The organism is Streptomyces sp. NPDC060035 (genome assembly GCF_042736635.1).
GTDB lineage: Bacteria > Actinomycetota > Actinomycetes > Streptomycetales > Streptomycetaceae > Streptomyces.
On record NZ_JBHWVO010000023.1, the window covers coordinates 1 to 12,830 of the forward strand.

Here is a 12,830-nt window from a genome sequence, read left to right on the forward strand (position 1 = left end):
GTCCCGGAGCAGTGATCACTGCTCCGGGACACCGGCCCCCAGCGTTTGCCCCAGGGCGCCGAGAAGCCCCGACAGCCGGCGCCGGTCCGCCGGCCCGAGCCCGGCAAGCAGCTCACGCTCCTGGGCGGACCGTGCGGCAAAGACCCGCTCGGACAACGCGATGCCCTCCGGGGTGAGGCACAACCGGACGATCCGGCGGTCATCGGCGTCGCGCTCCCGCCGGATCAGGCCCACCGCCTCCAGACGGTCCGCGTGCTGGGTGAGGCCGCCCGCGCGGACCGTACCGGCGGCCGCCACCTCGCCCATCGTCCGGCGGTAGGGCTCACCCGCGTCGCGCAGAGTGGCGAGCACCTCGTAGGCGGGCAGGCTGATGCCGTACTCGCGGACGGTCCTGCCGACAAGCCCCTGATAACGCTGGGCGCACTCGCTCAGCATGTCGAACAGGGACGAGGCGGAGTCGTCCGCACCGGGGGGCGTCGGTGCGGGCGCAGACCGCCGGGATTCCGGGCGCTGCGCTTCCGGGCGCTCGATTTCCTGGCTCCCGGCCTCCTGGCTCCCGGCCTCCGGGCCCTCTGGGCGTGCGGGTACGCCCTCGCCCGTACCTTCGGTGCCGCGCACCTGCCGGCGAGCCGGATCCAGGGCATCGCCGAAGGCGGCGGTCAGCACGTCCGTCAGCGCGGGAGCGAGTTCCCCGGTCGGGACGGAGGCCGCCGGCTCATGCGCGAAGACATAGCGTTCCATGATCACGCCGAAGAGGACGCTGCGGATCATGGCGGTGCGCACGTCCGCCTCGGCCGAGTCGCCGAGCAGCCGGGCGAGAGGTTCGCCGACCTGCTTCTCCAGGATCGTGCGCAGCAGTTCGGCGCTCGGCGGGTGACTGACCGCCGAGCGGATCAGCGCGGGCCAGGGATCCTCCGCCGGCAGGCGGTCCCACCGTTCCAGGTAGGCGCGGGCAAGGGCTGCCGGCAGATCGCCCGTGCCGTCGGCCCCGAGCACGTCGCCGCTGACGCCCGCCCCGCCCCCGATCGCCTCGCGGAACAGACCGTCCTTGGTGCCGAAGTACGCCATCACCAAGCCCGGCGTCACCCCTGCCTCGGCCGCGATGGCGCGAACCCCGACACCCTTGTAGCCGTGCGCGCCGAACAGCCGGCGGGCAGCATCGAGGACCGCGCGGCGATTGCCTTCCGGGTCGTGGGAGCCGGGACGGCGCGGCGCGGCCGCCGACTGCCCGCTGTCGCGCCCGGCCTGCGGTACGGGGCTGTCGGCCGCTCGTCCACGGCCCTTGCTTTCTGGATCCACAGCCCTCACATTAAACGAGTGTTCATAAAAACAGTCGTTCAAAAACGGTCACACTCTGTGCACCGGGCCGGGCCGGAGGGTGAGTGGCAGTCCGCTGCCGCCGCGCCGCACCGCGACGATCTCGGCCATGATCGACACGGCGGTCTCCTCGGGCCCCCGGCCGCCGAGATCCAGGCCGATCGGCGAACGCAGCCGTGCGATCTCCGCCTCGGTGGCGCCGGCGGCACGCAGTCGTGCGAGCCGGTCCTCATGTGTACGGCGACTGCCCATGGCCCCCACGTAACCGGCCCGGCTGCGCAGCGCGAGCGCGAGGACCGGCACGTCGAAGCGATGGTCATGGGTGAGCACACACACGGCGGTCGTCGCGTCGACCAGATCCTCCCGGGTACGGAACCAGCGGTCGGGCCGGTCGGTGACGACCTCGTCGGCCATCGGGAAGCGCTCGGGCGCCGCAAAGGCGGGTCTGGCATCACAGACCGTCACGCGGTGTCCGAGCGCGGCGCCGATATCCGCCAGGGGCCGGGCGAACTCGGCCGCACCGAAGATCAGCAGCTGCGGCCGGGGAGCGAAGGACTGCACCAGCAACTCCCGCTCCGGCGCGCAGGCGGTACCGTTGGCCGCTGCGTTTCCGCTGGTCACGAGCCCGCTCGCGGCCCGTCCCAGCATTCCCTCGGCGGCCTGGGCTGCCGCCCTGTCCGCCTGCGGGTCACCCAGCGAGCCAGTCACCGTCCCACCGCCGACGGCCAGTCCGCCACCGCCGACGGGAGTGACCAGAGCCACCGGCACACCGGCCGCCAGGTCGGCGGCGATCCGGCCGAGCGGTACCTCGGGACCCACCTCACGGATCAGCACCTCGATCGTGCCGCCACAGGTCAGGCCCACCTCGAAGGCGTCCTCGTCGCCGACTCCCCAGCGTTCGACCGTCGGCGGGGCGCCCGCGAGCACCTCCTCCGCGATCGCGCAGACAGCTGATTCGACGCATCCGCCGGAGACGCTGCCGACGATACGGCCGTCCTCGCCCACGAGCATCGACGCGCCCGGCGCGTGCGGCGCCGAGCCCCAGGTCCGCAGGACGGTCGCCATGGCGAAGCGGATTCCGGAGCGCTGCCAGGCGACTGCCTGGTCGATGATGTGTCGCATATCGCTCACCTCGGACAGGGAAATCTCGGACAGCCTCTTGCCAAGAAGAAACTTTAGTGTAAATCATTTTAGGTACTAGATAGATCTGCGCGTGTCGAATGCCACGGCGCGACGACGACCAGAGAGGACCGGTGGCAGCAAGTTGAAACCCTCACCCTTCGACTACACCGCCCCCAGCACCGTCGGCGAGGCGGTCGCCCTCCTCGCCGACGAGGAGCGGGAGGCAAAGGTCGTAGCGGGCGGTCAGTCCCTGATCCCCATGCTGAACATGCGCCTCGCCAGACCCGAGCTACTCGTTGACATCACCCGTATCCCCGAGCTCGGCCGCCTGTACGTCGACGAAGCGGGCAACCTCCGCATCGGAGCAGCCGTGCGGCAGGCCCGCGCCGCCGCCGACCCCGCGGTACGGGACGGGTGGCCGCTGCTGGCCGCCGCGATCGAGCACATCGGCCACCCGCAGATCCGCAACCGGGGCACCGTCTGCGGCAGTCTCGCCCACCACGACCCGGCCGCCGAGCTGCCCAGCGCGGCCCTCGCACTGGACGCCCGGTTCGTGATCACCGGACCGCGCGGCACCCGTACCGTCACCGCGGAGGACTTCTTCGTCGCGACCTTCTCCACTGCCGTCGAGGCGGACGAGCTGCTCACCGAGGTCGTGTTCCCCCCGCTCCCGGCGGATCACGGCTGGGCCTTCGAGGAACTGACCCGCAGACATGGCGACTTCGCCACCGTCGGCGTGGCGGTCGTTCTGGAACGGAGCGCCGGGACGGGCACCGTCCGGGCCGCCCGCGTGGTCTTCAGCGGCGCGGCCCCCGTCCCCGTACGTCTGTCCGCCGCCGAGGACGCACTCGTGGGCAGCGATGCCGACGAGCCGGCCCTCGCCGCCGCAGCCGGCGCCGCGCTGGCCCGCCTCACACCCTCCGACGACGTCCATGCCACCGCCGAGTACCGGCGCGAGGGCGCCGCCCATCTCCTCGTCCGCGCCTGCACCACCGCCTGGGAGCGCTGCTGATGACCCCGTCCGTCCCCACCCCGCTCGCGGCCCGTACACCTCCGCTCGCCGAGCCGTCCGCCTGGCACGAGATCGCCCTTACCGTCAACGGCCGGCCGGTCACCGCCCAGGTCGAGTCCCGGCTGCTCCTCAGCGACTTCCTGCGCGACCGGCTCGGTCTCACAGGTACCCATGTCGGGTGCGAGCACGGAGTCTGCGGGGCCTGCACCGTCCTTGTCGACGACGAGCCGGTGCGTACCTGTCTGACGCTGGCCGTGCAGTGCCGTGGCACCGAGATCCGCACGGTCGAGGGCCTCGCGCCCGGCGACGCCCCCCTCACCTCCGTACAGCGGGCCTTCCACGAGTGCCACGGCATGCAGTGCGGCTTCTGCACGCCCGGGTTCGTGATGACAGCGACGGCACTCACCGAGCAGTCCGACCGCCCGGACAAGGAGCAGGTCGCCGACGCCCTCAGTGGGCATCTGTGCCGGTGCACCGGCTACCGCAACATCCGCCGTGCCGTGTGCCAGGCACTCGACGAGCGATTCGGGGAGTGACCCGTATGTCCCACGATTCCGACCTGCACCGGCACGGCGACGGGCGTTGGATCGGCCGTTCCGTCCCGCGCGTCGAGGACGACCGGCTGCTGCGCGGCAATGGCCGCTACGTCGACGACATCGCCCTGCCCGGCGCCGTCGAGGCCGCATTTCTGCGCAGCCCGCACGCCCACGCCCGCATCGACTCCGTCGATGTGAGCGCGGCCCTGGCCGCGCCCGGCGTCGTCGCCGTGTGGACCGGCGACGACGTGGCGGACCTTCCCGCGATGCTGAACAAGGAGGAACTGCGCACCCCGCCGGGGCTCGCCGAGCTCCTGGACCCGGTGGTCCGCATGACTCCCATGCCACTGCTCGCCCGCGACAAGGTCCTCTACGTCGGCCAGCCCGTCGCCGTCGTCTTCGCCGAGAACCGCTACCTCGCCGAGGACGCCCTGGAGCTCGTCGACGTGCGCTACTCCCCGCTGGCCGTGCTCGTCGATCCCGAGCTCTCCTTGGCCCCGGACGCGCCTCTGCTGCACGAGGAGCTGCCCGACAACACGGCAGTCGCCGTCGCCGCCCGTGTCGGCGACCCGGACGCGGCGTTCGCCCGTGCGCACGCCGTGGTGAGCGAGCAGTTCGAGGCCCACCGGTACGTCGCCTCGCCGATCGAGACCCGCGCCATTTCGGCCCAGGTGGAGCCGTACAGCGGCCGGGTCAAAGTCTGGTCGGGCACCCAGACCCCGCACCGGCTGCGGGACGCCATCGCCCACACCCTCGGTCTGGAATCCGCCGCGGTCCATGTCATCGCGGCCGATGTCGGCGGCGGTTTCGGCCAGAAGGGCATCCTCTACGTCGAGGAGCTCCTCGTCCCGCATGCCGCCCGCCGCATCGGCCGACCCGTGCTGTGGCGTGAGGACCGCAACGAGAACCTCACCGCCGCCTCCCACGCCCGTGAGCAGATCCACCGCATCGAACTCGCCGCGGACGCCGAGGGCCGGATCGTCGCCGTACGCGACCGGATCACCGTCAACTTCGGCGCCTACAACATGACCGGCCTTGTGGTGCCGTACAACTCCCTCTGTCATCTGCTCGGCCCCTACCGCATCCCCAACGTGGACATCGACGTCGTCGGTGTGCTCACCAACACCACCTTCGCCACGCCCTACCGGGGAGCCGGACGCCCGGAGACGGTGTTCGCCATGGAACGCGCGATGGACCGGCTGGCCGCGGAACTGGGCATCGAGCCCGAGGAGCTGAGGGCACGCAATCTTGTCGGACCCGACGCGATGCCGTACGCGACCGGGCTCGTGGACCGTTCGGGCAGACCGCAGATCTACGACTCCGGGGACTATCCCGAGCTCCTGCGCCGCGCCGTGGCCAAGGCGGATGTCGAGCGGGTACGCGCACGGCAGCGCGAAGGCGCCCGTGACGGGAAGTACATCGGCATCGGATTCGCCATGTACATCGAGGCCACCGGACTCGGACCGTTCGAAACCGCCCGGATCGACATCGCCCCCAGCGGCAGGGTGCGCCTCGCCATCGGTGCCCCCTCCCAGGGGCAGGGGCACCGCACCTCCATGGCGCAGATCGCCGCGGACGCCATCGGGGTGCCGTTCGATGTGATCGACGTGGTCGGCGGGGACACCGAGGCCACCCCGTTCGGTGTGGGCACCATCGCCAGCCGTGCCCTGGTCACCGCGGGAAACGCCACCCACCGGGCCGGCCGACTGATCCGCGAGAAGATCGTCGAAGCGGCGGCACGCCGTCTCGGCGTCGACGCGGACGGCCTCCGCCTGAGCGAAGGCGTCGTGGCGTCCAAGGAGCCGGGCGGCCCGTCCATCGGTCTGGCGGAACTGGCCGCCCGCGCCCCGCTGCCCGGCACCCCCGAACCCGCCGACGGACGGTACGGCACCGAGATCAGCGAGACCGTGCACTTCCGCCCACCGGGTTTCGCAGTCGCAGGCGGAGCACACGCGGCGGTCGTCGAGGTCGACGAACACACCGGCGGCATCGAGATCCTGCATTACGTCGTCGTCCACGACGCGGGCAACATCGTCAACCCGATGATCGCGGAGGGACAGGTCACCGGTGGCATCGCCCAGGGGATCGGCGGTGCGCTCTACGAGGAGATGGTCTACGGCCCCGACGGCCAGCCCCGCACCGGCACGTACATGGACTACCTGGTGCCCACGTCCTCGGAGATACCCGACCTCGACATGGACGAGATCTTCACCCCCAGCCCCATGAACGATCTCGGTGTCAAGGGGCTCGGCGAAGGCGGCGCGATCGCCCCGCAGGCGGTACTGGCCGGTGCCGTCGAAGACGCGCTGCGCCCCTTCGGTGTGGTCGTGCGCCGAGGACCCCTCTCACCCAGCCGGGTCCGTGAACTGATCCGTACGGCCGACCGCACCTGAGCCGGTGCCGGACCTGAATCCGGCCCACGTATGAATCAGCACCGCCCCCGCGGCCTGCCCTCCCTGATTCCGGCCACGGCCGGCCCCTCTCCGATTGGACACCCATGCAGCTCGACCACTCCTTCACCGTCCCGGCGGATCCCGACGATGCCTGGAAGCTGTTCCTCGACCTCGGCCGGGTCGCACCGTGTATGCCCGGCGCCGTGCTGGACACTCTCGACGGTGACTCGTTCACCGGACGCGTCAAGGTCAAGGTCGGTGCGGTGCAGATGAGTTATCGCGGGGAGGGCACCGTCAGCCGCGACGGGTCCGCCCGCTCGATGCACCTCGATGTCAGCGGGAGCGAGACCCGAGGCGCGGGTACCGCGTCGGCCACGGTCACCGCGACGCTGACCGCCGACCCCGGCGGCACCCGGGTGCGCGTACGCACGGACCTCGACATCACCGGCCGTCCCGCGCAGTTCGGCCGGGGCATCATGACCGAGGTCGGCGACCGCATCGTCCAGCAGTTCGCCACTCGCCTCGAGGAGTTGCTGCGGAACTCCGGTGGCGCCGAGTCCGTCGCGGTCACGACGGCCGCGGCGGGGTCGTCCGGCCGGCTCTCGCCCGAGCCGGAGGCGGTGGACCTCGGAGCGGCGGTGCTGCCCGTTCTGCTCAGAAAAGCTGCCGCGCCGACGGCCGCGGTGCTCGTCGCCGTCGTGATGATTCAGCTGCTGAGGCGGCGTTCCCGCAGGTGACCCGGGGCTGGACAGCCCCTCCCCGGTCCGGCCCATCGCCTCAGCAGTAAGATTCTCAGTGCCGTGAGAAGCTGGCGGGCGCTGTACGAGGGGATGGGCATGGCTGCATCGAGGCCGGGGGACCGGGACGCCGTCGCGAGCGTGATCGAGGACTGGGCACGCGAACGCCCCGAGCTGGACACCAGCCCGCTCGAGGTTCTCGCGCGCCTTCACCGCTCCTTCCTGCGCTACAGCACCAGGCTCACGGCATCGATCGAGCATCACAGGCTGTCCGTGGCCGGCTTCGACGTGCTGACCGCCCTGCGGCGGTCCGGAGATCCCTACCGGCTGACGGCCGGACAGCTCGCGGACACCGGACTGGTCTCATCGGCAGGGGTGACGCTGCGGATCGACCGTCTGGAGAAGGACGGTCTCATCGTCCGCGAGCGGGACGCCGGCGACCGCAGAGTCGTTTACTCACGTCTCACCGACAAGGGCCTGGCGACGGTGGACACCGTCTTCTCGGAGCACCTCGACAACGAACGCCGGATGCTCAGCGGACTCTCGCCGTCCGAATGCCGCCAGCTGGCGCGACTGCTGCGCAAGCTGGAGGTTTCGATCCTCCATTCCGACGAGGAACCGACCGACGCCACGGTTTGATCAGCGGTAAGCCGTCCGTCAGCCGAGGAATGCCGCGGTGGCCGCCACGAACATGTCGGCATCGTCGAGCCACGGGAAGTGCCCGGCCCCGGGCTGAACGACCAGCTCGGCATGCGGAAACAGACCGGCGAACTCGCTCACCGCGGGCGGAGGCGAGTTCAGATCGACCTCTCCGGCCAGCAGGAGGACCGGCGCGGTGAACCGGGCGAGCGCCGCGCGCGTGGCGTCCGGGTCGAAGGCGCCCTCGGCCGCGAAGACGGCCGCCGCCTCCCGGTTCTTCTGCCTGTCCTCCGCAGCCCGGAAGGCCCGGGCCGCCTCGTCCCAACGGCCGTGGAAGAACGGGGCGACGGCCTCGAACGCGTCGGGAGTCGCGTTGCCGGCGACGATCGCTCCCAGGGCCGCGAAGGCCTCCGGGAACCACGGCTCGTCCCGGCGGAGCTGCGCCGTCTCGCGCCGGAGTTCCCCCGTGATCGTGATGCCGACGGCCATGACGCTCGGCGCAATCAGTGCGAGCTTGCCGATGCGCTCCGGGTGGCGCTCCGCGTACAGCGCGGCCAGATTGACGCCGGCCGAGTGCGCGAGGACGTCCACCGTGTCCAGGCCCAGGTGCGCGCGCAGGGATTCCACGTCGTCGACGAGCCGGTCGCAGCGGTAGGAGGAGACGTCCTCGGGTACGGCCGACCGTCCGGTTCCCCGAAGGTCCAGCATGATCAGCTGCCGGTGCTCGGAAAGGCCGCCGAGGTTCCCGAGGTATACGGAGTCCTGCATCGGTCCGCCCGGAAGGCAGAGCACCGGAGCGCCCTCTCCGCACGAACGGTGGGCAAGCTCGGTCCCGTCATGTGCGGTGAAGGCAGTCATGGACCGGACTCTGCCGGCGGCGTGCGGATGGAGCAACCGAGTTCCCGGGTGGCCGGCAGCCGACGAACGCAGGTGTGCGGGGGGCAACGCCTGCGCACGCTATCCGCACGGGCGGCCCGGATACTCGTCGTCCTCCGGCACGCCGGCCGCACGCATGCTGCGCAGGACGTCACGCAGGTCCGCATCGGACACCTCGGCGGGGATGTTGAGCTCCTTGTCGAAGACCATGCTCTCCCCGCCCGTGTTCCAGATGACCCACCGGTCGGGTGCCGCCGGCGTCTGCCACAGGTTCGTCCGTCGTCCGGGACCGTCGGGTCGCTCACTCACGGCTTCCTCGCCTCCTTGGTGTCACGACCGGCCACGAATGTGGCCACGACCTCGATGTCTCCGATCCGCGAAGGGTCGACGCGCCTCGGATCGTCCCCGAGCACCACGAGGTCGGCGCGTCTGCCCGAGGCGAGGGTTCCGGCGGTGTCGTCCCACCGGCAGGCGTGGGCACCGGCGACGGTGTACGCACGCAGGGCCTCATCGACGGTGATGCCCTCCTCCGGGCCGATCACCTGGCCGGAGGCGGAGGCACGCTCGACCATGAACTGGATCGCGCGCAGCGGCGAACCGTCCGTGACGGGGCGGTCGGAGCTGCCCACGAGCGTGACGCCGTGGTCGAGGAATCCCCGGCCCCGGTACATCCACGCCGCCCGCTCCTCCCCCATGACGGCCGCGTAGTCGTCGCCGAAGTAGCGCAGGAAGTTGGGCTGGATCACGGCGCTCACGCCGAGGCGGGCGAAGCGCGGGAGCTGGTCGGGCCGGATCAGCCCGGCGTGCTCGACGCGGTGGCGCGCGTCCGGCCGGGGCCGTAGCCGCTGCGCCCGCTCCAGGGCGTCAAGCGCGAGGTCGGCGGCGCGGTCGCCAATGGCGTGGACGGCGAGCTGCCAGCCGGCGAGATGGCCGTCCACGATGAGGTCGGTGAGACGGCCGGGATCGTCCTGGAGCTGACCTGTGTGGGTCATGCCCTCGTACGGGGAGGTGAGCGCCGCCGTGCGCGCCATCATGCCGCCGTCGGTGTAGATCTTGAGCGCTCCGAGCGAGAGCCAGTCGTCGCCGAACCCGGTGCGCAGGCCCAGGTCCAGGGCCCGCGGAATGCCGTCGTCCCGGTGCGCGGCGAGTGGCCGCAGGGTGTCCCCCGCCGCCATGAGCTGGACCCGCAGGGGCAGCCGGCCCTGGTCCCGGAGCAGTTGGTACGCCCCGGCCTCGACCGGGCTGTTGCCCAGGAGACCGCCACCGACGCCTGCCTCCGCGCAGGCGGTGACTCCTTCGGCGAGACAGCCGCGGGCCGCGTGCACGATCGCGTCGGCGAGCTCCGCCTGGGAGTACGGCAGGCGCAGCTTCCGTGCGGCGGTCATGGCGCTCTCCGCCAGGAATCCCTCCTGCTGCGGAACACCGGCCGGAAGGAGCTCCAGAACCGCGCTGTTGACCACGCAGGCGTGTCCGGAGTCGTGCATCAGGAACACCTTGCGTCCCTGGCTGACCCGGTCCAGTTCGGCGGCGGTCAGATGGCGTCCGAGAGCCCGTTGGTCGTACCCGACGAGGTCGACCCAGGCGCCGGGCGCAGGCGTCCGGGTGACGGCCTCCGCCACCACGGCGAGGACGTCCTCGACCCGCTCGCAGGGGGCCACGCTCGGCGTGCTCGCCCTGAGACCGGTCCACGCCAGGTGTACGTGGCTGTCGATGAACCCGGGCAGTACGGTGGCGCCCTGAAGATCGACGACCTCGCGTGCGGGCAGGGCGGCCACTTCGTCGTCGAGGCCCACGATCAGGCCGTGCCAGATGCCCAGTTCGTGGGCGACGGGTCGGTCCGGGTCCATGGTGAGGATGTGCGCGTTCGTCAGCCTCGTACAGAGCATGGGCAGTCCGTCACCGGTCGTCGGAGGTCTCGGCCATCACGGTGTCCGCGCCCGGCACTTCGCGGGCTGTCCGCCGCGTCGGATGACCGGCGACCGGGCGAAACTTAGGTAAAGCTAACTTGATCCGGCCGACCTGTCGACGGGGCGAACCGGACAGGTCGCCGGGCGGTCCCATCGACACTCTGGGAATGCGTGGGGCTGCTGCACCCTGGGCACGCGTTCCTGGACTCCGAGCGGCGCGTACCCGTGGCAGAAACCGGTCCGGCCACGGGTACGCGCACGGCCCGGTCAGGCGTCCACGGGGCCGACGATCAGCACGATCTTGCCGGTGGTCCGGCCGGTCTCTCCGAGGGTGTGGGCCTTCGCCGCTTCGGCGAGCGGAAGGGCCGCCTCGATATGGGCGCGCAGGGAGCCCGCTTCCACGAGGTCCGCGATCGCCTCCATGCCGGCCCGGTCCGCCTCCACGAGCAGGGTTTCGACACGCACGCCCAGCTCGGCCGCCCGGGCCGCCTCGCCCGGGTCGGTCCCCGGCAGGAGGGAGATGAGGATGCCGCCGGTGCGCAGGACTCCGAGGGAGCGGGTGCGGGTGTCACCGGACAGGGGGTCGAGGACGATGTCGATGTCCTGAACCACTTCCGCGAAGTCGACGCTGCGGTAGTCGATCACCTCGTCCGCGCCGAGCGAGCGGACGAAGTCGTGCTTGGCACCGCTCGCGGTACCGATGACGTAGGCGCCGCGGGCCTTGGCGATCTGGACGGCGAGGTGGCCGACCCCGCCGGCGGCCGCGTGGACGAGGACCCGCTGTCCGGGGCGGACCCCGGCGGTGTCGACGAGTGCCTGGTACGCGGTGAGAGCAGCGAGCGGGAGGGCTCCGGCCTGGATGTGGTCGACACCGGCGGGCTTGTGGGCGAAGGCCCGGGCCGGGCCGCTCACGTACTCGGCGTGGGAGCCCAAACCGTGGGGGTACGGAAGCATTCCGAAGACCTCGTCACCGGGCTTGAAGAGGGTGACGCCGAAGCCGACGGCCTCGACGGTCCCGGAGACGTCCCAGCCGAGGACGAGCGGCAGCCGGTCCAGGAAGAGACCGCCCTCCCGGTGCTTCCAGTCGGTGGGGTTGACGCCCGCCGCGCGGACGGCCACCAGAATCTGACTCGGCCCGGGGACGGGCCTCGGCAGGCGGACCTCCTCGAGGACATCCGCGGTTCCGTAGGTGTTCTGGCTGATGGCGCGCATGGTGGCGACGGCCGGGGCAGCGCTGTTCGCTGTGCTGTGACTCATACGTCCAGCATCGCGAGGGCATCCGTTCCGTACCATGGCATGATTGCCATCTTTCGACAGGATTCTGCCATGGGACATGTACACCGCGTCGTCGTGCTCGCACTGGACGGCGTATACCCGTTCGAGCTGGGCATTCCGAGCCGGGTCTTCGGGGCCGCAGGCGGCCGGTACGAGGTCGTGACCTGCACCGTCGACGGACGTCCGGTGCACACCAACTCCGACTTCTCGGTCACCGTCGAGCGGGGACCGGAGGCACTGACCACGGCCGACACCGTCGTGATCCCACCCGTCGATACCTCCTTCATCTCCCGGGAGGTACCGCCGCCGGTCGCCGCGGCCCTCGCGTCCGTGCCGAAGGGCACGCGCATCGTGTCGATCTGCACCGCCGCCTTCACTCTCGCCGCGGCCGGACTGCTCGACGGACGGCCGGCCACGACGCACTGGGCCGTCGCGCAGGTCTTCCGGGAGTGGTTCCCGCACATCTCTCTCGATCCGGACGTCCTTTTCGTCGATGACGGCGACGTTCTGACGTCGGCGGGTGCGGCCTCAGGGGTGGATGTGTGCCTGCACCTCGTGCGCAAGGACCACGGCAGCGGCGTCGCCAACCAGGTCGCGCGCGCCTGCGTGGTCCCGCCGTGGCGGGACGGCGGGCAGGCGCAGTACATCGAGCAGCCGGTGCCCGGGACCTCTGCGAGCGGTACCGCCGCCACCCGCCAGTGGGCGCTGGAGCACTTGTACGAGCCGCTGAGCCTGGCCGGACTCGCCGACCACGCACGCATGAGCCTGCGGACCTTTGCCCGCCGCTTCGGTGAGGAGGTGGGCATGAGTCCTGGGCGTTGGCTGATCCAGCAGCGGGTCGTCCGGGCACGTCACCTGCTCGAATCCACCGATCTTCCGGTGGACGACATCGCCGCGCAGGTCGGCTTCGGCACCGGCACGTCGTTGCGCCAGCACCTGCACACAGCCATCGGCGTGACTCCGCTCGCCTACCGGCGCACCTTCCGCGGCGTACCGGCGGACGCCCGCTGAGCGGA

The 12,830-nt window shown here is 71.3% G+C and carries 12 protein-coding genes; 6 read left to right on the forward strand and 6 right to left on the reverse strand.

What is annotated here, in order from left to right:
• Window positions 1-15: 15 nt before the first annotated feature.
• Together ACFWBQ_RS29265 and ACFWBQ_RS29270 are read right to left on the reverse strand one after the other, a co-directional pair.
• Window positions 16-1,299: a TetR family transcriptional regulator gene (locus tag ACFWBQ_RS29265; protein ID WP_385502142.1), complete on the reverse strand. Its 1,284-nt coding sequence runs from the start codon at window positions 1,297-1,299 to the stop codon at window positions 16-18.
• Between the two features lie 48 nt (window positions 1,300-1,347).
• Window positions 1,348-2,439, reverse strand: a complete 1,092-nt coding sequence (locus ACFWBQ_RS29270; RefSeq protein ID WP_385502274.1) for an XdhC family protein — start codon at window positions 2,437-2,439, stop codon at window positions 1,348-1,350.
• A 142-nt stretch (window positions 2,440-2,581) separates the two neighbouring features.
• Between ACFWBQ_RS29270 and ACFWBQ_RS29275 the strand changes: the two genes are divergently transcribed.
• The 5 genes from ACFWBQ_RS29275 (at window position 2,582) to ACFWBQ_RS29295 (ending at window position 7,756) form a co-directional block, all read left to right on the forward strand.
• On the forward strand, window positions 2,582-3,451 hold the full coding sequence (locus ACFWBQ_RS29275; protein ID WP_385502145.1) for an FAD binding domain-containing protein: 870 nt from the start codon (window positions 2,582-2,584) through the stop codon (window positions 3,449-3,451).
• Window positions 3,451-3,987 carry a (2Fe-2S)-binding protein gene (locus ACFWBQ_RS29280; RefSeq protein ID WP_385502147.1) on the forward strand — a complete coding sequence of 179 codons (537 nt, stop codon included), beginning with the start codon at window positions 3,451-3,453 and terminating at the stop codon, window positions 3,985-3,987. Before ACFWBQ_RS29275 ends, ACFWBQ_RS29280 begins: the two co-directional genes overlap by 1 nt.
• Before the next feature lie 5 nt (window positions 3,988-3,992).
• A complete protein-coding gene (locus ACFWBQ_RS29285) occupies window positions 3,993-6,380 on the forward strand; it encodes a xanthine dehydrogenase family protein molybdopterin-binding subunit (protein WP_385502151.1) in 2,388 nt (795 codons plus the stop codon).
• Between the two features lie 104 nt (window positions 6,381-6,484).
• The gene (locus ACFWBQ_RS29290; protein WP_385502155.1) at window positions 6,485-7,117 is read left to right on the forward strand and encodes an SRPBCC family protein; all 633 of its coding nucleotides are present in this window, start codon (window positions 6,485-6,487) and stop codon (window positions 7,115-7,117) included.
• Window positions 7,118-7,210: 93 nt separating this feature from the next.
• Window positions 7,211-7,756: a MarR family winged helix-turn-helix transcriptional regulator gene (locus ACFWBQ_RS29295; protein WP_385502277.1), complete on the forward strand. Its 546-nt coding sequence runs from the start codon at window positions 7,211-7,213 to the stop codon at window positions 7,754-7,756.
• An 18-nt stretch (window positions 7,757-7,774) separates the two neighbouring features.
• On the opposite strand, the gene ACFWBQ_RS29300 is transcribed toward ACFWBQ_RS29295, so the two are convergent.
• From ACFWBQ_RS29300 to ACFWBQ_RS29315, 4 genes are all read right to left on the reverse strand, one after another.
• On the reverse strand, window positions 7,775-8,614 hold the full coding sequence (locus ACFWBQ_RS29300; RefSeq protein WP_385502158.1) for an alpha/beta fold hydrolase: 840 nt from the start codon (window positions 8,612-8,614) through the stop codon (window positions 7,775-7,777).
• A gap of 99 nt (window positions 8,615-8,713) precedes the next feature.
• Window positions 8,714-8,941 (reverse strand): hypothetical protein, encoded by a 228-nt coding sequence (locus tag ACFWBQ_RS29305; RefSeq protein WP_385502160.1) that lies wholly within the window; start codon window positions 8,939-8,941, stop codon window positions 8,714-8,716.
• Window positions 8,938-10,518: an amidohydrolase gene (locus tag ACFWBQ_RS29310; protein ID WP_385502162.1), complete on the reverse strand. Its 1,581-nt coding sequence runs from the start codon at window positions 10,516-10,518 to the stop codon at window positions 8,938-8,940. The genes ACFWBQ_RS29305 and ACFWBQ_RS29310 overlap by 4 nt, the downstream gene beginning before the upstream one ends.
• A gap of 288 nt (window positions 10,519-10,806) precedes the next feature.
• Entirely contained in the window at window positions 10,807-11,751 is a 945-nt protein-coding gene (locus ACFWBQ_RS29315; RefSeq protein WP_385502278.1) for an NADP-dependent oxidoreductase, read from the reverse strand.
• Window positions 11,752-11,865: 114 nt separating this feature from the next.
• Between ACFWBQ_RS29315 and ACFWBQ_RS29320 the strand changes: the two genes are divergently transcribed.
• Window positions 11,866-12,825, forward strand: a complete 960-nt coding sequence (locus tag ACFWBQ_RS29320) for a GlxA family transcriptional regulator (protein WP_385502165.1) — start codon at window positions 11,866-11,868, stop codon at window positions 12,823-12,825.
• Window positions 12,826-12,830 lie beyond the last annotated feature (5 nt).

Bases quoted from the DNA above. Each gene is read 5' to 3' on its own strand.
- ACFWBQ_RS29310 (WP_385502162.1), bottom strand. From the start codon at position 10,518: ATGCTCTGTACGAGGCTGACGAACGCGCACATCCTCACCATGGACCCG.
- ACFWBQ_RS29320 (WP_385502165.1), top strand. From the start codon at position 11,866: ATGGGACATGTACACCGCGTCGTCGTGCTCGCACTGGACGGCGTATAC.
- ACFWBQ_RS29295 (WP_385502277.1), top strand. From the start codon at position 7,211: ATGGGCATGGCTGCATCGAGGCCGGGGGACCGGGACGCCGTCGCGAGC.
- ACFWBQ_RS29285 (WP_385502151.1), top strand. From the start codon at position 3,993: ATGTCCCACGATTCCGACCTGCACCGGCACGGCGACGGGCGTTGGATC.
- ACFWBQ_RS29290 (WP_385502155.1), top strand. From the start codon at position 6,485: ATGCAGCTCGACCACTCCTTCACCGTCCCGGCGGATCCCGACGATGCC.
- ACFWBQ_RS29300 (WP_385502158.1), bottom strand. From the start codon at position 8,614: ATGACTGCCTTCACCGCACATGACGGGACCGAGCTTGCCCACCGTTCG.
- ACFWBQ_RS29280 (WP_385502147.1), top strand. From the start codon at position 3,451: ATGACCCCGTCCGTCCCCACCCCGCTCGCGGCCCGTACACCTCCGCTC.
- ACFWBQ_RS29270 (WP_385502274.1), bottom strand. From the start codon at position 2,439: ATGCGACACATCATCGACCAGGCAGTCGCCTGGCAGCGCTCCGGAATC.
- ACFWBQ_RS29315 (WP_385502278.1), bottom strand. From the start codon at position 11,751: ATGCGCGCCATCAGCCAGAACACCTACGGAACCGCGGATGTCCTCGAG.